General features: G+C 71.0%; 21 protein-coding genes. 10 read left to right on the plus strand and 11 right to left on the minus strand.

The window, feature by feature from the left end:
- Nucleotides 1–9: 9 nt before the first annotated feature.
- Nucleotides 10–1569 carry an FAD-dependent oxidoreductase gene (locus tag AC6RUA_RS08695; protein ID WP_499812631.1) on the minus strand — a complete coding sequence of 520 codons (1560 nt, stop codon included), beginning with the start codon at nt 1567–1569 and terminating at the stop codon, nt 10–12.
- A gap of 150 nt (nt 1570–1719) precedes the next feature.
- Here AC6RUA_RS08695 and AC6RUA_RS08700 point away from each other — a divergent pair, with 150 nt between their 5' ends.
- Nucleotides 1720–2052 carry a hypothetical protein gene (locus AC6RUA_RS08700; RefSeq protein WP_499812632.1) on the plus strand — a complete coding sequence of 111 codons (333 nt, stop codon included), beginning with the start codon at nt 1720–1722 and terminating at the stop codon, nt 2050–2052.
- A gap of 198 nt (nt 2053–2250) precedes the next feature.
- Here AC6RUA_RS08700 and AC6RUA_RS08705 read toward each other — a convergent pair whose 3' ends face one another.
- From AC6RUA_RS08705 to AC6RUA_RS08715, 3 genes are read right to left on the minus strand one after another with little or no spacing between them, the layout of a single operon-like run.
- Nucleotides 2251–3291 carry an ABC transporter ATP-binding protein gene (locus AC6RUA_RS08705; RefSeq protein ID WP_499812633.1) on the minus strand — a complete coding sequence of 347 codons (1041 nt, stop codon included), beginning with the start codon at nt 3289–3291 and terminating at the stop codon, nt 2251–2253.
- Nucleotides 3284–5029, minus strand: a complete 1746-nt coding sequence (locus AC6RUA_RS08710) for an ABC transporter permease (protein WP_499812634.1) — start codon at nt 5027–5029, stop codon at nt 3284–3286. The genes AC6RUA_RS08705 and AC6RUA_RS08710 overlap by 8 nt, the downstream gene beginning before the upstream one ends.
- A complete protein-coding gene (locus AC6RUA_RS08715) occupies nt 4990–6174 on the minus strand; it encodes a thiamine ABC transporter substrate-binding protein (RefSeq protein WP_499812635.1) in 1185 nt (394 codons plus the stop codon). Before AC6RUA_RS08715 ends, AC6RUA_RS08710 begins: the two co-directional genes overlap by 40 nt.
- Nucleotides 6175–6294: 120 nt before the next feature.
- On the opposite strand from AC6RUA_RS08715, the gene AC6RUA_RS08720 reads away from it, so the two are divergent.
- Nucleotides 6295–7302, plus strand: coding sequence for an AI-2E family transporter (locus tag AC6RUA_RS08720; RefSeq protein ID WP_499812636.1), 1008 nt, complete (start codon nt 6295–6297; stop codon nt 7300–7302).
- 45 nt (nt 7303–7347) lie between these two features.
- Here the strand turns inward: AC6RUA_RS08720 and AC6RUA_RS08725 are convergent, their stop codons facing one another.
- Nucleotides 7348–8142, minus strand: coding sequence for a sulfurtransferase (locus AC6RUA_RS08725; RefSeq protein ID WP_499812637.1), 795 nt, complete (start codon nt 8140–8142; stop codon nt 7348–7350).
- Between the two features lie 250 nt (nt 8143–8392).
- Here AC6RUA_RS08725 and AC6RUA_RS08730 point away from each other — a divergent pair, with 250 nt between their 5' ends.
- Both AC6RUA_RS08730 and AC6RUA_RS08735 read left to right on the plus strand, forming a co-directional pair.
- A complete protein-coding gene (locus AC6RUA_RS08730; RefSeq protein WP_499812638.1) occupies nt 8393–9256 on the plus strand; it encodes a sulfurtransferase in 864 nt (287 codons plus the stop codon).
- 188 nt (nt 9257–9444) lie between these two features.
- Nucleotides 9445–9648: a dodecin family protein gene (locus tag AC6RUA_RS08735; RefSeq protein WP_499812639.1), complete on the plus strand. Its 204-nt coding sequence runs from the start codon at nt 9445–9447 to the stop codon at nt 9646–9648.
- An 87-nt stretch (nt 9649–9735) separates the two neighbouring features.
- Here the strand turns inward: AC6RUA_RS08735 and AC6RUA_RS08740 are convergent, their stop codons facing one another.
- Together AC6RUA_RS08740 and AC6RUA_RS08745 are read right to left on the minus strand one after the other, a co-directional pair.
- Nucleotides 9736–11079: a stage II sporulation protein M gene (locus tag AC6RUA_RS08740; protein WP_499812640.1), complete on the minus strand. Its 1344-nt coding sequence runs from the start codon at nt 11077–11079 to the stop codon at nt 9736–9738.
- Complete coding sequence (locus AC6RUA_RS08745; protein WP_499812641.1) at nt 11022–11291, minus strand: hypothetical protein; 270 nt, start codon at nt 11289–11291, stop codon at nt 11022–11024. Before AC6RUA_RS08745 ends, AC6RUA_RS08740 begins: the two co-directional genes overlap by 58 nt.
- 160 nt (nt 11292–11451) lie before the next feature.
- Here AC6RUA_RS08745 and AC6RUA_RS08750 point away from each other — a divergent pair, with 160 nt between their 5' ends.
- A complete protein-coding gene (locus AC6RUA_RS08750; RefSeq protein ID WP_499812642.1) occupies nt 11452–12078 on the plus strand; it encodes a transcription antitermination protein in 627 nt (208 codons plus the stop codon).
- A 45-nt stretch (nt 12079–12123) separates the two neighbouring features.
- On the opposite strand, the gene AC6RUA_RS08755 is transcribed toward AC6RUA_RS08750, so the two are convergent.
- Entirely contained in the window at nt 12124–12417 is a 294-nt protein-coding gene (locus AC6RUA_RS08755; RefSeq protein ID WP_499812643.1) for a DUF7553 family protein, read from the minus strand.
- A gap of 154 nt (nt 12418–12571) precedes the next feature.
- On the opposite strand from AC6RUA_RS08755, the gene uvrB reads away from it, so the two are divergent.
- The gene (gene uvrB, locus AC6RUA_RS08760; RefSeq protein ID WP_499812644.1) at nt 12572–14632 is read left to right on the plus strand and encodes an excinuclease ABC subunit UvrB; all 2061 of its coding nucleotides are present in this window, start codon (nt 12572–12574) and stop codon (nt 14630–14632) included.
- A 32-nt stretch (nt 14633–14664) separates the two neighbouring features.
- Here the strand turns inward: uvrB and AC6RUA_RS08765 are convergent, their stop codons facing one another.
- Entirely contained in the window at nt 14665–16077 is a 1413-nt protein-coding gene (locus tag AC6RUA_RS08765) for an MATE family efflux transporter (protein ID WP_499812645.1), read from the minus strand.
- 126 nt (nt 16078–16203) lie between these two features.
- On the opposite strand from AC6RUA_RS08765, the gene lipA reads away from it, so the two are divergent.
- From lipA to AC6RUA_RS08785, 4 genes are all read left to right on the plus strand, one after another.
- Nucleotides 16204–17163, plus strand: a complete 960-nt coding sequence (gene lipA, locus AC6RUA_RS08770) for a lipoyl synthase (protein ID WP_499812646.1) — start codon at nt 16204–16206, stop codon at nt 17161–17163.
- 254 nt (nt 17164–17417) lie between these two features.
- Nucleotides 17418–18533 (plus strand): pyruvate dehydrogenase (acetyl-transferring) E1 component subunit alpha, encoded by a 1116-nt coding sequence (gene pdhA / locus AC6RUA_RS08775; RefSeq protein WP_499812647.1) that lies wholly within the window; start codon nt 17418–17420, stop codon nt 18531–18533.
- Nucleotides 18533–19540: an alpha-ketoacid dehydrogenase subunit beta gene (locus tag AC6RUA_RS08780; protein ID WP_499812648.1), complete on the plus strand. Its 1008-nt coding sequence runs from the start codon at nt 18533–18535 to the stop codon at nt 19538–19540. Before pdhA ends, AC6RUA_RS08780 begins: the two co-directional genes overlap by 1 nt.
- Nucleotide 19541: 1 nt before the next feature.
- A complete protein-coding gene (locus tag AC6RUA_RS08785) occupies nt 19542–21203 on the plus strand; it encodes a dihydrolipoamide acetyltransferase family protein (protein ID WP_499812649.1) in 1662 nt (553 codons plus the stop codon).
- Nucleotides 21204–21531: 328 nt separating this feature from the next.
- Here the strand turns inward: AC6RUA_RS08785 and AC6RUA_RS08790 are convergent, their stop codons facing one another.
- Both AC6RUA_RS08790 and AC6RUA_RS08795 read right to left on the minus strand, forming a co-directional pair.
- Nucleotides 21532–22116, minus strand: coding sequence for an IMP cyclohydrolase (locus AC6RUA_RS08790; protein WP_499812650.1), 585 nt, complete (start codon nt 22114–22116; stop codon nt 21532–21534).
- A gap of 313 nt (nt 22117–22429) precedes the next feature.
- Nucleotides 22430–24328, minus strand: a complete 1899-nt coding sequence (locus AC6RUA_RS08795) for a transthyretin-like family protein (protein ID WP_499812651.1) — start codon at nt 24326–24328, stop codon at nt 22430–22432.
- Between the last annotated feature and the right edge of the window lie 260 nt (nt 24329–24588).

The raw sequence follows: 24588 nt of genomic DNA on the forward strand, positions 1-24588 counted from the left end.
TCCGACGACCTAGTCGCCCACGTCCAGGTTCCGAGTCGAGAGGTCGTCGACCGCCGGTCCGTCGACGACGCGCCCGTCCGCCTCGAACCGGGAGCCGTGACACGGGCAGTCCCACGTCTCCTCGCCGTCGTTCCACGAGACCACGCAACCGAGGTGCGGACAGACCGCCGAGACGGTCCGGAACGCCCCGTCCCGGCCGCGCGAGACGGCGAGCGCGTCGGTCCCGTCGCGGACCACCGTCCCCTCGCCGGGCGCGAGCGACCGGACGTCCCGCGCGTCAACGGGCGAGAGCGTCGCTCGCGCCCAGTCCTCGACGAACCGACGACCCACGTTCGCGTTCTCCGAGAGGAACGACGTCACCCCGTCGGCGTCCGCGACGCGGGCCGGGTCGAACGCGCGCGCCCACTCGTTTCGCCGGCCGCGGACGAGGTCCGCGAGCAGCCGTCCCGCGGCGACGCCGTTGGTCATCCCCCACCCGCCGAAGCCGGTGGCGACGTACACGTCCTCGCGGCGTTCGAGTCGGCCGACGTACGGCCGGCGGTCGACCGAGACGAAGTCCTGCGTCGACCAGCGATAGGGGACGGCGTTCGCGTCGAACCGCGCGCGCGCCTCGCGTTCGAGCCGTCGGAACCGCGCCGCCGTGCTGCCGCCCTGGCCGGTCTTGTGGTTCTGTCCGCCGACCAGCGTCAGCGTCCCGTGTTCGTCCGTCTCGCACGTGCGGACCGAGAAGTACGGCTCTTCCGCGCGGTAGAAGACGCCGTCGTCGGGCGGGTCGGCGGCGTCGACGGCGACGACGTACGACTTCTTCGGGTACAGCCGCGCGAAGTAGAACGCGGGGTCGACAAGCGGAAAGTGCGTCGCGACGACGACGGCGTCGGCCGCGAGCGCCCCCCGGTCGGTCCGGACGCGGCAGGGACCGTTCCTCCCGTCGTCCACCTCTCGCGCGCGCGTCTCCTCGTAGATTCGGCCGCCGTCGGCGACCACCGACTCCGCGAGCGCGAGGAGGTACGCCCGCGGGTGGAACTCCGCCTGGTCGTCGAACCGGACGCCGGCGACGGCGTCGTCGGGGAGGGGGACCGAGTCGACGGCCGTCGCCGGCAGGCCGACCTCGCTCGCGGCCTCCGCCTCCCGCCGGTACTTCCGTCGTTCGTCCGCGTCGGTCGTGTACGCGTACGCGGGGAGTCTGCGGAACCCGCAGTCGACGCCGAGGTCCGCGACGGTCCCCTCGACGTGGTCGATGGCCGCCTCGTTCGCCTCGGCGTACGCGCGGGCGATTCGCTCGCCCGCCCCGTCGAGGAGGCGGCGGTAGACGAGTCCGTGCTGTGAGGTGACCTTCGCGGTCGTGTCGCCCGTCGCGCCGGCGGCCACCCGGTCGCGCTCCACGAGTGCGACCGAGCGGTCGGCCGCGACCAGTTCCGCGGCCGCGGTCAGACCGGCGATGCCACCCCCGACCACCGCCACGTCGACGCGGTCGCTCTCCGCGAGCGGGGGGTAGTCGGTCGTGCCGCTCGTGGCTGTCCAGACGGAGACTGGTCGGCCGTCGTCGTCCTCGGTCGGTCCGGTGGGCATCTCTCGCCGACCGTTCGGCCCGGGACGACAAACCGGTGCGGCAGGGAGAGGCAAGCCCGTTCCGGCCGTGCTCGATCCGGGTCGTCGCCCGTTCTCGTTTCCGATACTCGGAGACGAACGCTCTTGTGGCTGGCCGCGGTCGTCCCGGACATGATTGGGGAGCGGCGCACGCAGGTCGAGGGGAACGTGCTGGTTTCCGAGTGGGGGACGGAGGAGGACCCGACGAGGGCCCGACGGGTCCGCGAGCGTCTCGTCTCGCGCGAGGACGTGACGGGGTGCGTCGCGGTCCACCGGGCGGGGGGGCGCGCGGACCGGCCGGTTCCGCTCCGTGGGTTCGCGCAACTGGCGCGGGAGATGGGCGTCGAACGGCTCGCGGTCGTCACCCCCGACGCCGACGTCGAGGCGGGCGTGACGGCGTTTCCGGGCATCGAAATCGAACGACGACCCACCGTCGCCGACGCGGTGACGTGGGCCGGTCAGTAGGCCCTCGCGGCGGGGACCGGGGTTCCGTCGACGGGTGTCTCTCGCCGGGTGGAGGCGGCGACCGGTGTCCCGGCGCGTTCCGCCCGTCGGCGCTCTCGTCACGCCGGTGTGTCCCGAACGGGCGGCGACCCGAGCCGTCGTCGCGCGAGCCATCGCACCGCCCGGCGAACTCGGTCCTCGGTGTCACCTCTCGTCCCGTCACCGGCCGACCACGTGCGCGTCCGCGGGGTCGAACCCGACCGTAATCGTCCCGGTGTGGTCGCGGTCCGACTGGACCGTCACGGGCGTCCCCTGCCAGTCGCAGTGGAGACGGGTCGTGTCGCCGAGGAACTCCGCGCTCTCGACGTCGACGGCGAGTCGGTTCGCGGCCGTCTCGGGGTCGACCCGGAGTCGCTCGGGCCGCACGCAGACGGTCACCCGCCCGCCCGGGGTCGCGTCGCACGGCGGGACGCGGAGCGGGCGGCCGTTCACGTCGAGCGTACAACCCTCGGCGTCCGCCTCGCGTACCTCGCCGGCGAGGACGTTGTTGTCGCCGAGGAACTCCGCGACGAACCGGGTCGCCGGTGCGCCGTACACGTCCCGGGGCGCGCCGACCTGTTCGACGCGCCCGGCGTTCAGCACCGCCACCCGGTCGGACACCGCGAGCGCCTCCTCCTGGTCGTGGGTGACGTACACCATCGTGATGTCGAGTTCCCGCTGTATCTCCCGGACCTGAACGCGCAGTCGCTCCCGGAGGCGGGCGTCGAGCGCCGACATCGGTTCGTCCAGGAGGAGCAGGCGGGGGCCGGGGGCGAGCGCCCGGGCGAGCGCGACCCGCTGGCGCTGGCCGCCCGAGAGCGTGTCGGGGTCGCGCTCCTCGAACCCCGCGAGGTCGACCAGTTCGAGCAGGTCGGCCACGCGCTCCCCGCGGCCGACGCCGCCCGGCGGCGAGGCGAACTTGAGCCCGTACGCGACGTTCTCCGCGACGGTCATGTGGGGGAACAGCGCGTAGTTCTGGAACACGACGCCGACGCCCCGCGCTTCGGGTGGAACGCCGGCCATCGACTCGCCGCCGATCTCGACCGTCCCCGCCGTCGGCTCCTCGAACCCCGCGATACACCGGAGCGTGGTGGTCTTGCCACAGCCCGAGGGGCCGACGAGCGTGAAGAACTCGCCGTCGCCGACGCGCACGTCCACGTCTTCGAGGGCCGTCGTCTCGCCGTACGCCTTCCGGAGGCCGTCGAGGCGCACCTCAGCCACCGAGCCCACCCCCCTCGCCGCCGACCCGTTCGATGACGAGGAACGAGACGGTCGTCACCGCGAGCAACACCGTCCCCATCGCGGTGGCCGCGCCGAGGCGGCGGCCGATGAACCGCTCGACGGCGACCGGCATCGTGTAGCTCCCGCCGCCCTCGGCGAGGATGACCGTCGCGTCGAACTCGCCGACGGAGATGGCGAACGCGAACGCCGCGCCGGCGACGACGCCCGGCCAGACCAGCGGGAGTTCGACATCCAGCAGCGCGCGGACCCGCGACGCCCCGAGCGCGCGCGCCGACTCGACGAGCGAGCGGTCGAGTCCCTCCAGCGGCGGGGCGACGGTCCGGACGACGAACGGGTACGCCCCCACCGCGTGGGCGGCGACGATGGCGACGGGACCCACGACGGTGAAGCGGTAGCCGAACGCGGTCACGCCGAACACCAACCCCCGCAGGAGGCCGAGACCGACCACGATGCCGGACACGGCGAGCGGAGCCATCGACAGCGCGTCGACCGCCCACCGCCCGCGGAACCGTCTGGTCGTGAGCACGCCCATCGCCACGCCCGTCGGGAGCGCGACGAAAAGCGTCCCGACGCCGAACAGGAGCGAGTTCAGGATGGCGGGCAGCGGCTTCACCTGGAACGACGCGCCCGCGGTCTGGCGGCGCAACAGGAAGCGGTACGCGTCGAGCGAGACGCGCCCGTCGACGGTGAGGCTCCCGTACACCATGCTTGCGAGCGGCCCGAGGACGACGACTGCGACGACGGCGGCATAGCCGGCGACGGCCAGCCGCGAGGCGACGCGTCCGGCCGTCCACGACGGGGGGACCAGCGGTTCGCGCGCGGGTGGTCGAGCGTCCCGGCGACTCCGGGACCCGGCGCGCTCGTAGCGGAGGTACAGCGCCGTGAGCGTGAGCGAGACGCCCGACTCGACGACGGCCAGCGCCGCCGCGGTGTCGTACTCCAGTTGGCGGACGGCCGAGTAGACGAACACCTCGACGGTGGCGAACCGCGCCCCCCCGAGCGCGAGCACGATGGGGAAGGAGGCGAACGTGAACACGAACGTCAGCGTCGCGCCCATCGCGACGGCGGGGAGCAACTGCGGGGCGACCACGTCGCGGAACGCCCGTCGCGGGTCCGCGCCGAGCGAGCGGGCCGTCTCGACGGCGCTCGCGTCCACGTTCTCCCACGCGGCGGTCGTCACGCGGGTCACCAGCGGGGCGTTGTAGAACGCGTGCGCGACGACAATCGCCCCAAGCGACGGGAGCAGGTCGAGTTCCGGCAGCCCCAGCGCCGAGAGCAGGGCGTTGAGCGTCCCGTCCGCGCCGAACATCGCGTAGAAGCCCACCGCGACCATGACGGAGGGGAGGACGAACGGGAGGATGGTGACCGAGCGGAGCGCGCGCCGGCCGGGGAACTCGAAGCGCGCGAGCACCCACGCGCCCGGGAGACCGAGCGCGACGCTCGCGACCGTCGAGAGCGCCGCCTGGTACGCCGTGAAGCCGAACACGTCGACCAGGTAGAACCGGTCGCCGAGCACGGCCGCGAGCGGGCCGGTCGTGAGTTCGCCGTCGACGACGACGGCGTCGACGAACACCGTCGCTACGGGGTAGTAGAACAGCGCCCCGAGCAGGAGCGCGGTCGCGAGCGCCAGCGCGGGGAGCACGACCCGTTCGGTGAGACTGCTCCCCCCTGTCCGTCTCACCCGCTGGCGAACCGCCTCGCCCACTGGTCGGTCCATGTCCCGACGTTGCCTTTCAGTTCCTCGTAGGTGAAGGTGACCGGTTCGGGCGGCTCTTTCGCGTACTCGGCGTACTCGTCGGGGAGCGGCGCGTCCTGGATGGCCGGGAACGCGACGTTCCGCTGGGCGATGCCCGCTTGGATTTCGGGACGGAGCATGAACTCCATGAACCGGCGGGCGAGGTCGGGCGCGTTCGCCTCGCGGAAGCGCGCCATCCCCTCGGGGTTCGCGTACCCCTGGTCGTTCAGGAAGCGTATCTGGTGTTTCTGGAGGTCCTGGTCGGCGCGGTGGGCGTACACCTGGTCGGTGGAGTACGAGACGACCATCGGAGCCTCGCCGTTCTGGTAGGCGGCGTACGAGTCCTCCCAGTTGCCGAGGACCGAGACGCCGTTGTCGCGCAGGTCGGCCCAGTAGTCGAGGTAGCCGTCGGCGCCGTACTGCTTGACCGTGTGGAGCATGAACGCCTCGCCCGTCGAACTGGAGGTGGGGTTCTGCGCGACGAGGTCGCCCTCGTACGCCGGGTCGAGCAGGCCGTCGAACGTCTCGGGCGCGACGAACGACCCGTCGTCCATCGTCGCGTTCCAGACGAGACTGATGTACCCAGTGTCGAACGGGACCGCCCGTCCCTGCGGGTCGAACCGGAGTCCGTCCCTCACGCGGTCACCGCCTTCGAGGTCGCCGGCCTCCGCGAACAGCGGGTCGGTGAACTGCCCGCTCCCCTGTTTCTCGTCCATCCGGATGAGCATGCTCGTGTCCAGTCCGACGTACACGTCCGCCTCGAACTCGGCCCCCTGGATGGCCCGCTCGAGGTAGTAGTTGAGTTCGTTCTCTGGCGTCTCGAACTCCAGCGTCGCGTCCGTCTCCTCCTCGAACCGCCGCTTCAGCCACGCCCCGGGGCTCGTGCTCGGCGCGTCGACGAACGGCGGGTACGTCGCCACGACGAGGGCGTCCGCGGCGCTCTCCGTCGTCCCGGCGGTCGTTCCGGTCGACTCGGGTTCCGTCGTCTCGGTCGCCCCGGTCGTGTCCGCGGCGCCACCCCCGCCGGAGTCGGTCGGCGTCTCCGTCTCCACTTGCTCGGCCTGACAGCCGGCGAACAGCGCGAGACCGCTCGCGCCCGCCGTCGTCAGGAAGCTCCGTCGGTCCATTACTGGGTTGTTCCACGCTGTGGTATTTAGGCCCCGCGGTCCCGTCTGCCCCCCGACCGCTCGACACGCGGGCGAGGTCCCGGGGTAACGGTTTTGCCCCGCCGGACCGCGAGGGCGGGTGTGCATCCGAGCCGCCGGGCCGCGCTCGCCGGATTGCTGGCGGCCATGCTGGCGCTCACGGCGTTCGTGCTCGCTGACGTGCTCTCGACGGTGGCGTTCGCGGTGACGGTCGGGTACGTGCTCTACCCGCTCCGCCAGCGGGTGCGCGAGCGGGGCCACTCCCGCCGGGTCACCGCCGCGGGCGTCACGGCGGCGGCGCTCCTCGCCACGCTCGCGCTCGTCGCGCCGCTCGCGTACCTGCTGTACCAGCGAATCGACCCGTTCCTCGCGTTCCTGATGGCGCTCCCCGAACGCATCCCCGTCGAACTCGCGGGGTTCACGTACGTCGTCGAGACGGAGCCGCTGTTCACGGCCGCGATAAACGTCCTCCAGGCGGTCGCGGTCGCGGTGGCGACGGCGGCCCCCGTGCTCGCGCTGAAGGCGCTGTTGTTCGTGCTGCTCGTCTACGCGATGATGTACCAGCCGCACGCCCCCCGGACCGCGCTGTTGCGGCTCTCGCCCGGCGAGTACCACGACGTCCTGTTCGCGCTCCACCGCCGGACGGCGAACACGCTCCGGGCCATCTACGTGCTGCAGGCGGCCACCGCCGCGGGGACGTTCGTCGTCGCGCTCCTGCTGTTCTGGGCGCTCGGCTACCGCTCGCCGTTCGCGCTCGCGGTGGTCTCGGGCGTCCTGCAGTTCATCCCGGTACTCGGTCCGAGCGTCGTCGTCGTGGGACTCGCGGGGTACGACCTCGTGCTCGGAAACGCGGTCCGGGCGGTCCTCGTGCTCGCGCTCGGACTGCTCCTCGTCGGGTTCGCCCCCGACGCCGTCATCCGTCCCCGACTCGCGGGCGAGACGACCGACCTCCCCGTCGCGGTGTACTTCGTCGGCTTCGTCGGGGGGGTGCTCACGCTCGGCGCCATCGGGTTCGTCGTCGGACCGCTCGTCGTGGCCCTGCTCGCCGAGGTGGTGAACCTGCTCTCGCGTGGACCGGTGAGCGAGCAGACCCGGCTTCCGGAGGAGTGAGGTCGAGCGATCCGACGGCCGACGGCCGGCACGCGCCTCGGGGCGCTACGCGTCCACCGTCTCCAGGTCTCCGTCGCGGTCGCGCCACTCGGTCAGGCTCCCCTCGTAGAACGCGAGGTCCTCGTAGCCGAGGTGGCGCAAGGCGAGGTACGTGTGGCTGATGCGCCGGGCGGTGTTGCAGTACAGCACGACCCGCTCGTCGGGCGTGATACCCCGCTCGGCCAGTATCGACTCGAGGTCCTCGCGGGGTTTGAGCCCGCGCGAGTCGGCGTCCACGAGTTCCAGCCAGTCGAGTTGGACCGCACCGGGCAGGTGGCCCGCCGCGTACTCCTCGGGGTCGCGCGTGTCGACGACGACCACGTCGTCGCCCGCGGCCGCCGCGTCGAGGGCGTCCGCCACCTCGTCGAAGCCGACGAGCGGGGAGCGGGTCGGCTCGCGAACCTCGTACTCGGCCGGGTCGGGGGCCGGGTTCTCCCGTGACACCTCCCGCTCGCGGCTCCACGCGCTGTAGTCGCCGTCGAGCAGGTGGAGACGCGCGGGGTCGTGGCCGTACAGTTCCGCCGTGACGAGGAACCGCGCGGCGAACACGCCGTGGGTGTCGTCGTAGGCGACGAGTTCGTCCTCGGGAGCGACACCGGCCGCGGAGAGCAGGTCCGCCCACGCCGCCTCCCCCGGGAGCATCCCCTCGTCGCCGTCGGCGCTCCGGAACGACTCGAACGGCACGTTCACCGCGCCGGGCAGGTGACCGATGCCGTCGAACTCCCACTCGTCGCGCACGTCCACGAGTCGAACGTCGCCGAGTCGCTCCTCCACCCAGTCCGCGGGGACGAACACGTCCATACCCCCCGTTCCGGGGGGAAGCGCAAAAGTCCCGCCGCCGCGGTGAGGTTCCCCGACCGTCCGGGAAACCGGCACCGGTTGCCGGGAGAACGGAGCCGTTGCCCCGCCGGAGACTCCCGTGTCGGTCCGACGAGACGTGCGAGTTTTTCTCACGGGTACGTCCGGCAATAACCTCCGCTACTCCGGACGAATGGCCGGTCCTGCCGGGGGTACGGGTATTATGCTGTCGGGGACCGAACGTCCCGCCGCAATGTCAGACTACGCGAAGGACGTGCTCGTGACGGCGGACTGGGTGGAGGACCACCTGGACGAGTTCCAGTCGGACGACCCCGAGTACCGACTCGTCGAGGTGGACGTCGACACCGAGGCGTACGACGAGGGCCACGCCCCCGGCGCCGTCGGGTTCAACTGGGAGACCCAACTGCAGGACCAGACCCGGCGCGACCTGCTCACGAAGGGAGACTTCGAGGAACTCAACTCCTCGCACGGCGTCGGCGACGACTCGACGGTCGTGCTGTACGGCGACTCCTCCAACTGGTTCGCGGCGTACACCTACTGGCAGTACAAGTACTACGGGCACGACGACGTGCGCCTGATGGACGGCGGACGCGACTACTGGGTGGAGAACGACTACCCGCTCACCGACGAGGAACCCTCGTTCCCCGAGACGGAGTACACCGCCGAGGACGCCGACGAGTCCATCCGCGCGTACCGCTCGCAGGTCGACGAGGCCATCGACGCGGGCGTCCCGCTCGTCGACGTGCGCTCGCCCGAGGAGTTCCGCGGCGAGATTCTCGCTCCGCCGGGCCTCCAGGAGACCGCCCAGCGCGGCGGCCACATCCCCGGCGCGCGAAACATCTCGTGGGCCGACACGGTCAACGCGGACGGGACGTTCAAGAGCGCCGACGAACTCCAGGAACTGTACGAGGAGGTCATCGACTCCGGTGAGGACGAGATCGTCGCCTACTGCCGCATCGGCGAGCGCTCCTCCATCGCGTGGTTCGCGCTCCACGAACTGCTCGGGCAGGACCAGACGGTCAACTACGACGGCTCCTGGACCGAGTGGGGGAACCTCGTCGGCGCACCCGTGGAGACGGGCGACGCCGAGCGCTAGTCGGGCGTCCGGCGGGACGGCCCCCGGTCACCCCGCCCAGGGACCGACTCGGGCAGACCACGAGAGCTCCCTCGGCCGACGGTGGACGCGTATCGGCCGGCGTGAGTAACGATGTAGTATTACCTTCACGATACTTTCACGTATTGGGAACAACTCACATGCTCCGTCCGGGAGTAGTAGCCGCCGCTATGCCCGCCGTCAAGGTCATCAAGGTGATGGGAACGTCCGACTCCTCGTGGGAGGACGCGGCCGAGGAGGCGTTCCGTCAAGCGAACAGAACGGTCGACGACATCAGCGGACTGGAGGTCGAGGGGTGGACCGCCGCCGTCGAGGACGGCGAGATAACGCGGTACAAGGCGACCGTCGAAGTCGCGTTCCCGGTCCACCAGTAGGCCGGCTTCGCGTCGGCGACCCGTCCCGTCGAACGGTACCTCCGCCCTTCGCCGCTCCGCTCGTCCGCGAAGCCTACGTCGCCGACCCTACGCGAGCACCCACGCCGCGATGCGCGGCGTGAGGAACGCCTCGACGAACGCAGCGACCACGAGCAGGAGCGCGAGACCGACGAGCGCGTAGGCGGTCCGCTGGAGTTCGTCCGCGACCGTCGCCGCGTCCGTCCGGCCGCGCACGCCCCGCCAGCCGACGACGCCGAGGTGGAGGCCGAGCGCCCCTGCGAGCGCGAGCGCCGGGAGTTCCACCACGCCGTGGGGGGCGACGAGCGCGAGGAAGGCGGTCCGGTCGAACACGCCGGCGAGTGCACCGACGAGCGCGCCGTTGAACCCGAGGCTGGCCGCCGCGGGCAGGCCGAACGCGAGGCCGCCGTAGGCGCTCCCGGCGGCGACGAGCCAGTTGTTCGCCCCGATGTTCAGGAACGTGCCGACGGGGAACGCGCCGAAGACGTTCGCCACGTCGCCCGGCGGGTCGAGCGCGACGCCGTACCGGGCGGTCACGGCGTAGCCCGCGGCGATAGCGCCGAACAGGAGGCCGTGCGCGGCCGCGACGGCGGCCGGGTGACCGACCGTGAACCCGACCAGTTCGCGCCACCCGCGTCCCACCGCCCGGCGGGCGCGCGTCGCCGCGCCGGGACGCTCGGTGGCCGCCGCCGTCTCGTCCGTCGCACCTGCGTCGCCCGGCCTCGCCTCGCCCGCGTACAGCGCGGTGGCGAACCCGTCGAGCAGCGGCGTCACGAGCAGCGGGACGAGCAGTGCGCCGAGGCGGGCGACGCCGGCGAGGCTCGACAGCGCGACGACGACGCCGACCCCGACCGAGACGCCGGCGGCGACCAGCGCGTACCCGAGCGTCGCGCCGAGGTTGTGGCGGACGAACCCGAGGCTCCGGCGGGCCGCCGCGAGCGTCCCGAGGCCGTCGACGACGACGGCCGCGTCGGCGAACGCGAGCAGCAACAGGACGAGCAGCGCGAGCAGGACGCCGATGCCGACCAGCGGGAGCCCGAGGAGCGCGCCGACGCTGAGCGCGGTCGCGAGGACGGCCGTGACGACGACCGGAACCCCGACGAGGACGACCACGACCGCCGCCCGCAGGAGCGTCAGGCCGAGGAACGCCGGCCACCGCCGGCTCCCCCGGACGCCGGCGACGAGCGGGTCGCGTCCGTCGAGCGCCGCCCACACCGTCTCGCGGGTGACGGCGAGCGCGACGGACTGGAGGAGGAGCGCGGTGACGAGCGTCGCGAGCAGTCCGACGAGCAGGAGCGCGCCGGCCTCGGGGGTGGCGAGACCGGCGAGCGCGGCCTCCTGTTCGGGCGTGAGCGTCACGTCCGGCGGCGTCTCGAAGAGCCCGCCGCCGGGCGTCGCGGCGTCGCGCTCCACGTCGGAGAACGCGCGGACGACCGCCTCGACGCGACCCTCGGCGACCAGCAGGCCGACGACGAGCGCGACGCGACGAGCAGCGGCGTGCGCGCGGCCGGGAGCGCACCGAGCGCGAGGAGGTACGCGGGGAGGACGACGGTTGGAGAGCGAACGAGCACCCGTCCGGCGGCGGTGAGCGCGCCGGAGACGGACCGGGACCGGTCGGCGGACATGGGTTGGGATGTCGCCGCCCGCCACCTAACCCTACCGCCACGCCGTCGGTCGCGCTCGTCCCGCCGTCGCGCCCCCGCACCTCCCCGCCCGTCCTCGCACCTCGCCGCACGTTCGACCGCTGCCGAGGGTTTCAAGCGAGCGACCGCCCTACCGGGGAGCATGGACGCAGACATCCTTCTCGACGAACTCCGCGCCGACCACGAGACCCCGCTCTCGCGGCTCGGCTCCTCGAAGTCGCTGTACGCGCTCACCGGCGGCGAGATGGACGCGGACGCCGTCCGCGCCGCCGTGGCCGCCGAGTCGGCGGCCGCCCGGGGGACGTTCGAGTCGTGGAGCGTCGACGAGGGGAGCGGCGACGCGGCCGGCCTGTTCGGCTCCGTCGCCGACGAGGCGCGCGACCACCGGGAGGCGCTCGCGCCCGCCGCGTTCGACCCCGACGACACGCGGGCGTTCCCGGAGTACGAGGTGCTCGACGGCCTCGCCGACACCGCGGCCCGGGCGGGCGGCCTGCTCGCCCGTCTCGTCCTCGCGCACACCCGCGCCGAGCAGGCCGTCGGCTTCTTCGTGGGCGACGCCGACCCGCAGGCCGCGAACGAGTTCCGCTCGTACCGCGACGGCCTGGCGGCGCGCCGCGACGACGCGCTGGACCTGCTCGACGACGTCTGCGAGTCGGACGGGGAGTGGGACGCCGCCCGCGAGGCGGCCGACGCGGTGCTGGAGGCCGCCTACGACGACTACGTCGAGACGCTGGAGGGGATGGGCGTCAAGCCGAAGAACGTCTGCTAGTCGCCGGTCGTCGCGCCCGCCGTCCCTCTTCTTGCCCGCTCCCCCTCACACGCCGGGCAGGTTCTCGCGGTAGGCGTTGATGCGTTCGACGGCGGCGTCCGTGTGCTCGCGGACGGCGTCGCCGCCCTCCTCGCCGAGTTCGCGGACGACGTTCGTCCGCCGGGCGAGCGTCCCGTGGTCGGGTCCGCGCTCGCGGTCCGCGTCGTCCGCCAGTCGGTCGGCCTGCCGGCTCAGTCGGTCGCGCACGTCGCCGCTCGCCGCCTCCGAGGCCCGCCGGAGGTGGTCGCTCGCCTCGCGCAGTTCCGCGGGGTCGGGTCCATCCGGTTGTTCTCCGCTCATAGGTCCCACACGCACGGGCCGGGGCAAAACTGCACCGGACCGTTCGCTCGTCGCCCGCGCGACGCGCCGTCCGTGGAGCGACAGTCGGCGTCGTCCGCCGGCCACCACGTCGGTGACCGCGCCCGTCAAGTGCGTCCGGCCCGTGACTCCGACAATGAGCGAATCCGAGGGGCCGCTCTCGCCGGACCGGCCCGGAGCGGAGCGCTCGCTCCGCGTCGACGCGCCGTTCGACCCCGCGGGCGACCAGCCAGAGGCCATCGAGCAACTGGTCGAGGGGTTCGAGTCGGGGATGGAGAAACAGACGCTCCTCGGGGTGACCGGGTCGGGCAAGACGAACACCGTCTCGTGGGTCGCCGAGGAACTCGACACGCCGACGCTCGTCATCGCGCACAACAAGACGCTCGCCGCGCAACTGTACGAGGAGTTCAAGTCGCTGTTCCCGGACAACGCCGTCGAGTACTTCGTCTCCTACTACGACTACTACCAGCCCGAGGCGTACGTCGAGCAGACGGACACGTTCATCGACAAGGAGATGTCCATCAACGACGAGATCGACCGCCTGCGCCACTCGGCCACGCGGTCGCTCCTGACGCGCGACGACGTCGTCGTCGTCGCGTCCGTCTCGGCCATCTACGGGCTGGGCGACCCGACCGACTACCGGGAGATGGCGCTCGAACTCGAGGTCGGCGAGGAGGTGGGGCGCGACGACCTGCTCGCGCGACTGGTCGACCTGAACTACGAGCGCAACGACGTCGACTTCCAGCAGGGGACGTTCCGCGTGCGCGGCGACACGGTCGAGGTGTTCCCGATGTACGGCCGGTACGCCGTCCGCGTCGAGTTCTGGGGAGACGAGATCGACCGGATGACGAAGGTCGACCCCCTCGAGGGGGAGACCAAGAGCGAGGAGCCGGCGGTGATGGTCCACCCGGCCGAGCACTACTCCATCCCGGGGGAGCGTCTGGAGAACGCCGTCGAGGAGATAGAGGAACTGATGCACCAGCGCGTCCGCCACTTCGAGCGGAACGGGGACCTCGTCGCCGCCCAGCGTATCGAGGAACGGACGACGTTCGACGTCGAGATGCTCCAGGAGACGGGCTACTGTTCGGGCATCGAGAACTACTCCGTCCACCTCTCGGACCGGGAGCCGGGTGAGCCGCCGTACACCCTGCTCGACTACTTCCCCGACGACTTCCTCACCGTCGTCGACGAGTCACACCAGACCCTCCCCCAGATAAAGGGCCAGTTCGCGGGCGACAAGTCCCGGAAGGACTCGCTGGTCGAGAACGGCTTCCGCCTGCCGACCGCGTACGACAACCGCCCGCTCACGTTCGAGGAGTTCGAGGAGAAGACCGACCGGACGCTGTACGTGAGCGCGACCCCCGGCGACTACGAGCGGGAGCACTCCGAGCGGGTCGCCGAGCAGATCGTCCGCCCGACCCACCTCGTCGACCCCGAGGTGGAACTCGCGTCCGCGACCGGGCAGGTCGACGACCTCATGGACCGCATCGACGAACGAATCGAGCGGGACGAGCGCACGCTCGTCACGACGCTGACGAAGCGGATGGCCGAGGACCTCACCGAGTACCTGGAGGAGGCGGGCGTCGACGTGGCGTACATGCACGACGAGACGGACACGCTCGAACGCCACGAACTGGTGCGCTCGCTCCGCCTTGGCGACATCGACGTGCTCGTCGGCATCAACCTCCTGCGCGAGGGGCTGGACATCCCCGAGGTGTCGCTGGTGGCCATCCTCGACGCCGACCAGGAGGGGTTCCTCCGGTCGGAGACCACGCTCGTCCAGACGATGGGCCGGGCGGCGCGCAACGTGAACGGCGAAGTCGTCCTGTACGCCGACGACACGACCGACGCGATGGAGGCGGCCGTCGAGGAGACCCGGCGCCGCCGCGAGATTCAGCGGGAGTTCAACGAGGAGCACGGCTACGAACCCCGAACCATCGAGAAGGAGGTGGGCGAGACCAACCTCCCCGGGTCGGAGACGGACACGTCGGGCGTCGCCGGCGCGGACGTCGCCGACGAGGAGGAGGCGGCCGCACAGATACAGGCGCTCGAGGAGCGGATGGAGGCCGCCGCGGGCAACCTGGAGTTCGAACTCGCGGCGGACATCCGCGACCGCATCCGCGACCTCAGGCAGGAGTTCGAACTGGAGCGCGAGGAGGAGGGCGTCGCGCCGCCGGAGGCCGACGCGGAGTTCTAGGGGTTCTAGGAGTTCTGGTTTCGAACCCGGTCTCAGTCGGCGGCGTCGGGGTTCGACGCGTCGCTGGCCGCCCGCTCGAGCATCCCGTCCGCCGCAGAGTACCGGAAGTACGCGCACAGGCCGAGCGCCGCGACCACGTTCGAGATGGTCACCGCCCAGAACGGCCCGAGCGCGCCGTACCCGAGCGCGAACGCGCCGACCGCGGCGACCGGCACGCGGACGCCCCAGTACTGCAGGAGCGTGGAGTACATGCTGACCCGGGTCTCTCCGGCGCCGTTGAACCCCGCCTCGACGGTCCAGATGGCGCCGAGCGCCCAGTAGCCGTACGCCAGAATCTGGAGGTACGCGACCGTGTACGCCAGCGCCTCGGCCCCGATGTCGGGGACGAACAGCGTCGAGAGGGTCGTCGGGAACACCCACTGGACGACGCCGAGCACGCCGATGCCGACCGAGCCGACGGCGACGCCCAGCCACGTCGCGCGGGTCGCGCGGTCGGGCCGGGCCGCGCCGAGGTTCTGTCCGACGAGCGTCGTGCTCGCGGAGCCGATGCCGATGGCCGGGACGAACGCGATGGTCGAGACCCGCGCGCCTACCGTGTACGCCGTGAGCGCGGCCGCGCCCCCGGTGAACGAGATGATGGCGACCATCACGACCCGCGCCACCTGCCGGCCGATGCTCTGGCCCGCCTTCGGCGCGCCGACGGCGACGAGCGCGCGGAACTCCGCGGCCCGGAGTCCCAGCGACTCGCGGTCGAACGAGAACCCGCCCCGGTCCGAGAGCGTCGCCGCGAGCATGACCAGCCCCCCGAACACGTAGCCGACGAGCGTGGCGTAGGCGGCCCCCGCGATGCCGAGTTCGGGGAAGCCGTACCAGCCGAAGATGAGCAGCGGGTCGAGCACGATGTTGGTCCCGATGGCGAGGAGGTTGGCCGCGAGCGGCGTCCGGGAGTCGCCCGCTCCGGTGAACGCCGCCTCGACGGAGTCGCTGGCGGTGCTGACGACGTACGCGAACGCCAGCGCGCCGAGGTACGTCGCGGCCAGTTCCGCGACGCGCGCGCCGGGGTCGAACAGGCTGGTGAGGTCGAGCGCGAACGCGTTCACCGCCAGCGCCAGCAGGGACATCAGCGCCGTCGCGCCGACGAGGCCGTGGAACGCCGCCCGGCGCGCGGCGGGTCGGTCGTCGTCGCCCACCCGCTGTGAGACGAGCACCTGCGACCCGATGTACACCGCCTGTGCGGGCACGACCAGCAGGCCGATGAGCGGCGCGATGAGGCCCACCGCGGCCACCGCCTCGCCGCTCAGCCGTCCCAGCCAGAACACGTCGATTATCTGCTGGGCGACCAGCGCGAGTTGCTGGGCCACGATGGGGACGGAGAGGTACGCGAGCGCTCGCCCGAGCGAGCCCTCGGTGATATCCTCCGACGAGACGTCGAACATCCGAATCATTCCGAAATTCTCACACGACAATAAATGACTGTCGATGCGTCTCATATTATGTCGGGCTCACACTTTCCCCTCGGCCGACCCGGCGGCGGACCGCACGTTTTTGCCTCCCGGCGCGCAGGCGTACGTATGAGCAGTCGGCGGCGCAAGCCGGACTGGCTGAAGACCCGCCCGCCCGCCGGGCAGCGCTTCACCGAGATAAAGTCCGTCCTCCGCGAGCACGACCTGCACACGGTGTGCGAGGAGGCGAACTGCCCCAACCTCGGGGAGTGCTGGAGCGGCGGGAGTTCCGCGCCCGGAGAGGGGAGCGGACACGGGACGGCCACGTTCATGCTGATGGGCGACCGCTGTTCGCGCGGCTGTAACTTCTGTGACGTGGCGACCGGCGGGATGGACCCGCTCGACCCCGACGAACCGGCGAACGTCGCGGAGGCGGTGGCCGAGATCGGCTTGGAGTACGTCGTGCTCACGTCGGTCGACCGCGACGACCTGGCGGACGGCGGCAGCGCGCACTTCGCCGAGACCATCCGCGAGATAAAACGGCGCGACCCGGGCGTGCTGGTCGAGGTGCTCGTCCCCGACTTCGGGGGCGACGAGGCGGCCCTCCGGCGCGTCGTCGACGCCGGGCCGGACGTCGTCGCGCACAACGTCGAGACGGTCGAACGCCTCCAGTGGCCCGTCCGGGACCGCCGGGCGACGTACGACCAGACGCTGGACGTGCTCGAACGGGCGGCGCGCGAGACGGACGTCCACACCAAGACGAGCGTCATGCTCGGCCTCGGCGAGTACGACCACGAGGTGTACCGGACCCTGCGGGACCTCCGGGAGGCGGACGTGGACATCGTGACGCTCGGCCAGTACCTCCAGCCGTCCCGCTCGCACCTCGACGTGTTCGAGTACGTCCACCCGGACGTCTTCGAGACGTGGCGACGGGTCGCCGAGGAGGAACTCGGCTTCCTCTACTGCGCCGCCGGCCCGATGGTCCGCTCGTCGTACAAGGCTGGAGAGTTCTTCGTCGAAGCGCTCGTCCGCGAGGGGTCGTCCGTCGAGGAGGCTCGCGACGCGGCGCGGGCCGCGAGCGGGGACTGAGCCGGTCGGTTCGGCCGGCCGAGCTTTCGACGTCTCCCGATTCAGCAGTATCGTTTATCAAGAATCGCGGCCGATTCTCGATTCTTTCTCGGATGGCAGGCTAAAACCCGGGATTGAATACAGAACCCGGACGAAAACTCCCGAAATGGTGGACGGATACCCGAGCGCAGGCAGTATTTCTGCTCACAGTAAACTATTTACGAAAACACTATGCGTCGGGGCCGTCACGGTTGGCGTATGCGAAGGTGGGTACGGTGAGTACGCTCGAGCGCGACCCCCGCGAGGGCATGGTGCAGGTCCTCGACGAGGACGGCAGCGTCGTCGGGGACGTGCCGGACCTCTCGGAGGACGACCTCGTCGGGATGTACCGGAACATGAAGCTGGCGCGCCACTTCGACACCCGCGCCGTCTCCCTCCAGCGGCAGGGGCGGATGGGGACGTACCCTCCGATGTCCGGGCAGGAGGGCGCGCAGGTCGGCTCCGCGATGGCGCTCGCCGAGGACGACTGGGTGGTCCCCTCCTACCGGGAGCACGCCGTGGCCGTCGTGCGCGGGCTGAGCCTGGAGAACACGCTCCGCTACTGGATGGGCGACGAGCGGGGGAACCGGATTCCCGAGGACGTGAACGTCTTCCCCGTCGCGGTGCCCATCGCCTCTCAGATTCCCCACGCGACCGGGATGGCGTGGGCGGACAAACTCACCCACGAGGGGGAGACGCCGAACGCCGTCCTGTGTTACTTCGGCGACGGCGCCACCTCCGAGGGGGACTTCCACGAGGGGTTGAACTTCGCCGGCGTGTTCGACACCCCGAACGTCTTCTTCTGTAACAACAACCAGTGGGCCATCTCCGTGCCGCGCGAGAAACAGACGGCCGCCGAGACGCTCGCACAGAAGGCGGTCGCGTACGGCTTCGAGGGCGTCCAGGTGGACGGGATGGACCCGCTCGCCGTCTACAAGGTGACGACGGAGGCGCTCGGAAAGGCGAAGGACCCCGACGAGGGGGAGCACCGGCCGACGCTCGTCGAGGCGGTCCAGTACCGGTTCGGCGCGCACACGACCGCCGACGACCCGTCGGTGTACCGCGAGGACGACGAGGTGGAGCGCTGGAAGGCGAAGGACCCCATCCCGCGGCTCGAACGGTTCCTGCGGGGGCAGGGCGTCCTCGACGACGATCGGGTTGCGGCCGTCGAGGAGTCGGTCGAAGAGGAGGTGGCGGCGGCCATCGAGGCGGCCGAGTCGGCCACCCGTCCCGACCCCTCGTCGATGTTCGAGCACGTGTACGAGGAGATGACTCCGGAGTTGCGCGCGCAGGCCGACCGCTTCGCCCAACTCCGCGAACAGTACGGCGACGACGCGTTCCTCGAGGACTAATGAGCACGCACGACCACGACGCGGACGCGACCCAGAATCTCACGCTCGTACAGTCGGTGCGCGACGCGCTCGCGACCGAGATGCGCGAGGACGACGACGTCCTCGTCATGGGCGAGGACGTCGGCAAGAACGGCGGGGTGTTCCGCGCCACGGAGGGGCTGTACGACGAGTTCGGCGAGAACCGCGTCGTCGACACTCCGCTCGCGGAGTCGGGCATCATCGGCACCGCCGTCGGGATGGCGGCGATGGGGCTGAAGCCGGTGCCGGAGATACAGTTCTCGGGATTCATCTACCCCGGGTTCGATCAGATCGTCAGCCACATGGCCCGGCTCCGCACGCGCTCGCGGAGCCGGTTCACGCTCCCGATGGTGCTGCGCGCGCCGTACGGCGGCGGCATCCGCGCGCCCGAACACCACTCGGAGTCGAAGGAGGCGTTCTACGCCCACGAGGCCGGCCTCAAGGTCGTCATCCCCTCGACGCCGTACGACACGAAGGGGCTGCTCATCTCGGCCATCCGCGACCCGGACCCGGTCGTCTTCCTCGAACCGAAGCTCATCTACCGCGCGTTCCGCGGCGACGTGCCCGAGGAGGCGTACGAGGTGCCGCTGGGCGAGGCGGCGGTCCGCCGCGAGGGGTCGGACGTCTCCGTGTTCGCCTACGGCGCGATGACCCGGCCGGCGATGGAGGCGGCCGAGGACCTCGCCGACGACGGCGTCGACGCCGAGGTGGTCGACCTCCGCACGGTGTCGCCGCTCGACCGGGAGGCCGTCGTCGAGTCGTTCAAGAAGACCGGCCGCGCCTGCGTCGTCCACGAGGCGCCCAAGACCGGCGGGCTGGCGGGAGAGATAACCGCCATCCTCCAGGAGGAGGCGCTGCTCTACCAGGAGGCGCCGGTCCAGCGGGTGACGGGGTACGACGTGCCGTACCCGCTGTACGCGCTGGAGGACTACTACGTGCCGAACGCCGCTCGCGTCGCCGACGGTATCAGGGAGGCCGTGGAGTTCTGAGATGACGACGAAAGAGTTCAAACTCCCCGACGTCGGCGAGGGCGTCGCCGAAGGGGAACTGGTCACGTGGCTCGTCTCGCCGGGCGACACCGTCAGCGAGGACCAACCGGTCGCCGAGGTGGAGACGGACAAGGCGCTCGTCGAGGTGCCGTCGCCGTACGACGGGACCGTGAAGGAACTGCTCGCCGAGGAGGGGCAGATGGTCCCCGTCGGCGACGTCCTCATCACGTTCGAGGTGGACGACGGCGAGACGCCCGACGAGGCGGCCGACGACGGAGCGACCGGGGACGAGTCGGGGACCTCGGAGACGGTCGGCGAGACGGACGAGGCGAGCGCGGACGCCGCGACGAGCGAGGGCGACGGGGAGACGACGGCCACCGCCGAGACGGACGAGCGGTCGTCGGGCCGCGTGTTCGCCCCGCCCTCGGCCCGGCGCCTCGCGCGCGAACTCGGCGTGGACGTCTCCGCCGTCGAGGGGAGCGGTCCCGGTGGCCGCGTCACCGACGCCGACGTGCGTAGCCACGCCGAGTCGGGCGAGTCGCCCGACGCGGCCGACCCCGGGGCGGCGGCGAGCGACCCCGCCGAATCGAGTGAGTCGGACGACGGCCCGCGGCAGGTCAACGCCGGCGAGGGCGAGCAGGTCGTCCGGAAGCGTTCCGACGACGGCGAGACCGCCGGCGCGGAACCGGCCGGCGGCGTGGCGGCCGCGGGCCGCGAGCGTACGCTGGCCGCGCCCGCGACGCGCCGGGCGGCCGAGGAGGCGGGCGTCGAGTTGAACGACGTACCGACGGAGGAGACGCGCGACGGCGAGGCGTACGTGACGACCGAACAGGTCCAGCAGTACGCCGAGGAGGTCCGCGCGGCGAGGGAGACCGAGACGGCCGAGCGCACGCGAACCGAGGCCACGGCGGCCGCGGAACCCGACGAGGAGACGGTTCCGTACCGCGGCGTCCGGCGGACCATCGGCGCCCAGATGGCCCGCTCAAAGTACACCGCCCCGCACGTCACCCACCACGACACCGCCGTCGTCGACGACCTGGTTGCGACCCGCGCGGACCTGAAACCGCGCGCGGCCGACCGGGGCGTGAACCTCACCTACGTGCCGTTCGTGCTGAAGGCGGTCGTGGCGGCGCTCAAGGAGTTCCCCTACCTCAACGCCGAACTCCGCGAGGACGAGGAGGAGATCGCGCTCAAGCAGTACTACAACGTCGGCATCGCCGTCGCCACGGACGCGGGGCTGATGGTCCCGGTCGTCCGGAACGTCGACGAGAAGTCGATGCTCGACCTCGCGGCGGAGGTGGCCGACCTCGCGGCGCGGGCCCGCGACCGGAGCCTCTCGCGCGAGGAGATGCAGGGAGGGACGTTCACCGTCACCAACTTCGGCGCCATCGGCGGCGAGTACGCAACGCCCATCATCAACTACCCCGAGACGGCCATCCTCGGACTGGGCGCGATCGAGGAACGGCCGGTCGTCGAGGAGAGCGAGGCGCAATCCACCTCGGAGACGAGCGACGGAGCCGCGAGTGGCGAGGTGCGGGCGGCCCACACGCTCCCGCTGTCGCTGTCCATCGACCACCGCGTCGTCGACGGCGCCGTCGCCGCGCGGTTCACCAACCGGGTGATAGAGTACCTGACAGACCCGCGCCTCCTCCTGTTGGAGTAGCGCCGCCCGCGCACCCCTGTCCGACGCCCGGCCTCCCTTGTTTTTCGCTCCGAAGCGGTCGATACCGCTATCGACCCCTCCGGAGTTCCAGTTGAAACGAAGGGGTTGGGTCGGCGCAGTCCGGCGAATCTCTGACCAGATCGCTCCGAAACTCACGATTGGTACGTGTCTGACGGGCGTCGCACGAGCGTCTGCCGACCGGCGGGCGAGTGTGGGACAATCGCAAGACTCCGTCCGGTCGTCGTTCGATCGGGTCGGTAGTTTATCAGTCGCTATCCGTCCTCGATTCGGAACCAATCGGAAACTTCCTACAACCGGTCGCGCTCACCTACTCGTCTCGGCCGTTCTCCACGGCGAGCCCGACGCTCTCGTCGCCGACGCGGACGCCCGCCGCGCAGACGGGGTGTTCGAACTCGTGGGCGAGGACGCTCTTCGCGGCGGCGCTCGCGGTGGTCGGGGCGAACTCGAACGGGCGCGGGTCCGCCTCCTCGTAGGTGGCGACGAGGTGGGGTTCGGACACCTCGCGGACGAGCAGCGCGTCCCGACGGACGGTGGCGACGTGGGCCGCGTCGTCGGTGACGACGGCCGCGATGCGCGGCGTGTCGTAGTCGTCCTTCTCGTAGTCCATCGCCAGCAGCGCCGACGCCAGCGCGTCCCGTGCCGGGTAGCCCAACTCGTACTTCTCGGTCACGGGGTCGACGTGCGAGCCGTTGCCGACGACCGCGCCGTCGGCGACGGTCCGGGCGCAGTTGTACGAGACGTACGGGTTGTCGGTTGGTTCCGCCTCGTCCGTGGGAACGACGGTGAGCGTCTCGTCGTCGCGGCGGACGACCTTGCGGTTCGGGAACGAGCGCGAGGAGACGCGGTACGCGCCGATGCCGGGGCCGGCGACGAGGAAGCGACCGACGTACATGCGCGTCACTGCGTCCGTCGGAGAAATGTAGGTGTCGGTTCGACGGGTCGCGCGGTCAGCCGACCCGACGGCGACGGCGCGCGCCGCCGCGAGTAGCTCCCGGTCGACGGCGACGGCCGCGCTCCCGGCTCTGACCCCGGTCGGGTCGACGCCGAGACGTCGCGAGAACGTTACACGGCCTGCACGCGCATATCCCCCGCGTCGGCGCCGGTCACGTGTGGTTTAGACCCGAGCGGGTACTACGCGCGACTCAGTGGCATCGGTGCGAGCGGGTGACCCGCCATCCGAGCGACCGTCGCCGGGAAGTCGGCGCTCAGCCCTCGTAGTAGAACGAGGTCTGCCAGTCCTTCGACCCGATGCCACCGTCACCGGTGTGGAGGCGGGGCTGCACGCGCAGCGTGACGATGTACGTGCACGGCCCGCTCAGTTGGGGGACGATGTCCAGTGCGGGGTTGCGCAGGTGGTCCACGCTCGGGCTGGTGTTCCCCGTGACCGAGACGGCGTTCGTCGGGTCGTTCACGGTGCTCCCGACGCTCGCGGCCGACTCGTCGTTCTTCTTCACGAACAGTTGGACGTTCCGGAGGTGCGGGTGGTAGACGGTGTACGAGACGTCCACGTCGCCGCCCGAGAGCGGCGCGCAGGGGTCGGTCCCGTGCTGGGCCATCGCCAGTTTCGCGAACGTGGCGTTGTTGTTGACCACGATGCGGTTGAGCGTCATCCCGTTCCCGGGCAGGTCCTGGTAGGTGTTCGTCGCCGGGTCGACGAGTTCGCGGACCTCGAACCGGATAGCGGCGGTCTCGACGTCGATTCGGTTTCCAGTGGGCACCTCCTCGCCGGCGTCTGCGGCCCCGTCCGGTACGTCCGGCTCGTCCGTCAGCGCGGTCGTGTCGATCGCCATCATCCCGTCACGGTCGACCCAGTCGAAGTCGGGGATGTCCGCGAGCGTCAGCCCGGGGTGGTTCTGGAAGGTGCGCTCGACCGACCGGTTGACGTTGAGCCACCCCTCGCTGTCGAGGTCCTCGACCGCCGCGGTGACGTCGACGATGGTGAACTCGTTGCTCACGGAGTCGTACCGCCACATCTGACCGACTTCCGTCGGGACGAACAGTCCCTCCGCGTTGCCGTTCGCGCCGACGGGGCGGGTGAAGTGCGAGGCGGGCGTCTTCGGACCGGTGGTGTTCGCGTCGGCCGAGTCGGCGACGAGGAACCGGTACTCCACCTCGTTCCCGCTCGCGCTCCGGAGCGGGACGCTCCCCGTCGTCCGAATCGTCCCCGTCAGGGCGTACTTCCCGCTCCCCGCGTAGCCGTCGGCGTCGAAGTCGTTCAGGCTCGTGCTGTCCGGGATGGTGAACGCGGTCCCGATGCCGGTCCACGCCGTGGGGATGGCTTCTCCGTCTCCATTAGGGATGCCGGGGACGCAGAGGTCGACCCGCTGACAGGTCTCGACGTTCTCCCGGTCGGGCTCGCGGCCGCGCGAGCGGTTCTCGTCCAGGAGGACGTCGCCGCCGCTCGTCTCGACCCGGCAGTAGACGTCGGGTCCGGGCTGGAACTCCACGTTGATGAACGGGGAGAACGGCGTCCGGCGGAAGTCGGCGGTCCGGTAGTAGATCCGGTACCGCCCGTTCGTGTCGGTCGTCGCGCTCCCGAGCGGGTCGTCCTCGATGAAGTCGGCGTCGAACGCGCTCACGCTCACGTTCGCGACCGGTTCGTCGGTGTCGTCGCCGTTCTCACAGATGGTGACCCGCCCGCAGATCACCCACACACCGAGTCGTTCGAGGACGGCACACCAGTTCCGTCGGGGGAGACAGTACTCCCAGGTGAAACTCAGTCCCTCCTCGCGCTGTCGCCACTCGGGCTGGAGCGTCGTGACGGAGAACTGCACCGACTCGTCGAGGCGGTCGTCGAGTCCCGCCACCTCCCTCACGACCGCGTCGACCTCGAACGCCTCCCCGTCGTAGCCGTGTTCCTCCTCGTCGAGTTCGAGTTCGAACTCCCCCTCTTCGTTCGCCGCCGTCTCCGCGAGTAGACGCGACTCTTTCGCCGCGACCGCGTCGTCGTCGAGGATGGCGAACGTCTCCTTCGGACTCGCTGCCACCCGTCGAACGAGTCGTTCGGCCGGCGGCTCGTACAACCGGACGCGGACGTTCGACAGCGGTATCTCGACGTCGGCGCACTCGTACCCACACAGTCGGCCTCTGAAGATATACGGCATCTAGTACCTCCAATTAAATTATGCAAATAAACATAATCAACGTTCGTACGATTTACTACAATTATGATTGGACGGTAGTCTCCTCAATCCATCTTCCCGTTCGATGTCGCGGCGTTCGCCCGAAGGAAAACGGCCAGCGCTCGAGCGATACCCGCGCCGTGAACGCTCCGGGACCGGTCGGGCTGACGCAGCGGGGGCGTTCTACCGCAGGGGACCCGACGGCTCCGACCCGGGGGACTCCGCAACACTCAAATGCTCCG

It is taken from the genome of Halorarum sp. SLYT50, assembly GCF_059821265.1.

Excerpts from the sequence above, each read along its gene's own strand:
- AC6RUA_RS08695 (WP_499812631.1), bottom strand. The coding sequence starts at position 1,569 with ATGCCCACCGGACCGACCGAGGACGACGACGGCCGACCAGTCTCCGTC.
- AC6RUA_RS08700 (WP_499812632.1), top strand. The coding sequence starts at position 1,720 with ATGATTGGGGAGCGGCGCACGCAGGTCGAGGGGAACGTGCTGGTTTCC.
- AC6RUA_RS08710 (WP_499812634.1), bottom strand. The coding sequence starts at position 5,029 with ATGGACCGACCAGTGGGCGAGGCGGTTCGCCAGCGGGTGAGACGGACA.
- AC6RUA_RS08715 (WP_499812635.1), bottom strand. The coding sequence starts at position 6,174 with ATGGACCGACGGAGCTTCCTGACGACGGCGGGCGCGAGCGGTCTCGCG.
- AC6RUA_RS08725 (WP_499812637.1), bottom strand. The coding sequence starts at position 8,142 with ATGGACGTGTTCGTCCCCGCGGACTGGGTGGAGGAGCGACTCGGCGAC.
- AC6RUA_RS08730 (WP_499812638.1), top strand. The coding sequence starts at position 8,393 with ATGTCAGACTACGCGAAGGACGTGCTCGTGACGGCGGACTGGGTGGAG.
- AC6RUA_RS08735 (WP_499812639.1), top strand. The coding sequence starts at position 9,445 with ATGCCCGCCGTCAAGGTCATCAAGGTGATGGGAACGTCCGACTCCTCG.
- AC6RUA_RS08745 (WP_499812641.1), bottom strand. The coding sequence starts at position 11,291 with ATGTCCGCCGACCGGTCCCGGTCCGTCTCCGGCGCGCTCACCGCCGCC.
- AC6RUA_RS08750 (WP_499812642.1), top strand. The coding sequence starts at position 11,452 with ATGGACGCAGACATCCTTCTCGACGAACTCCGCGCCGACCACGAGACC.
- AC6RUA_RS08755 (WP_499812643.1), bottom strand. The coding sequence starts at position 12,417 with ATGAGCGGAGAACAACCGGATGGACCCGACCCCGCGGAACTGCGCGAG.
- uvrB (WP_499812644.1), top strand. The coding sequence starts at position 12,572 with ATGAGCGAATCCGAGGGGCCGCTCTCGCCGGACCGGCCCGGAGCGGAG.
- AC6RUA_RS08765 (WP_499812645.1), bottom strand. The coding sequence starts at position 16,077 with ATGATTCGGATGTTCGACGTCTCGTCGGAGGATATCACCGAGGGCTCG.
- lipA (WP_499812646.1), top strand. The coding sequence starts at position 16,204 with ATGAGCAGTCGGCGGCGCAAGCCGGACTGGCTGAAGACCCGCCCGCCC.
- AC6RUA_RS08780 (WP_499812648.1), top strand. The coding sequence starts at position 18,533 with ATGAGCACGCACGACCACGACGCGGACGCGACCCAGAATCTCACGCTC.
- AC6RUA_RS08785 (WP_499812649.1), top strand. The coding sequence starts at position 19,542 with ATGACGACGAAAGAGTTCAAACTCCCCGACGTCGGCGAGGGCGTCGCC.
- AC6RUA_RS08790 (WP_499812650.1), bottom strand. The coding sequence starts at position 22,116 with ATGTACGTCGGTCGCTTCCTCGTCGCCGGCCCCGGCATCGGCGCGTAC.
- AC6RUA_RS08795 (WP_499812651.1), bottom strand. The coding sequence starts at position 24,328 with ATGCCGTATATCTTCAGAGGCCGACTGTGTGGGTACGAGTGCGCCGAC.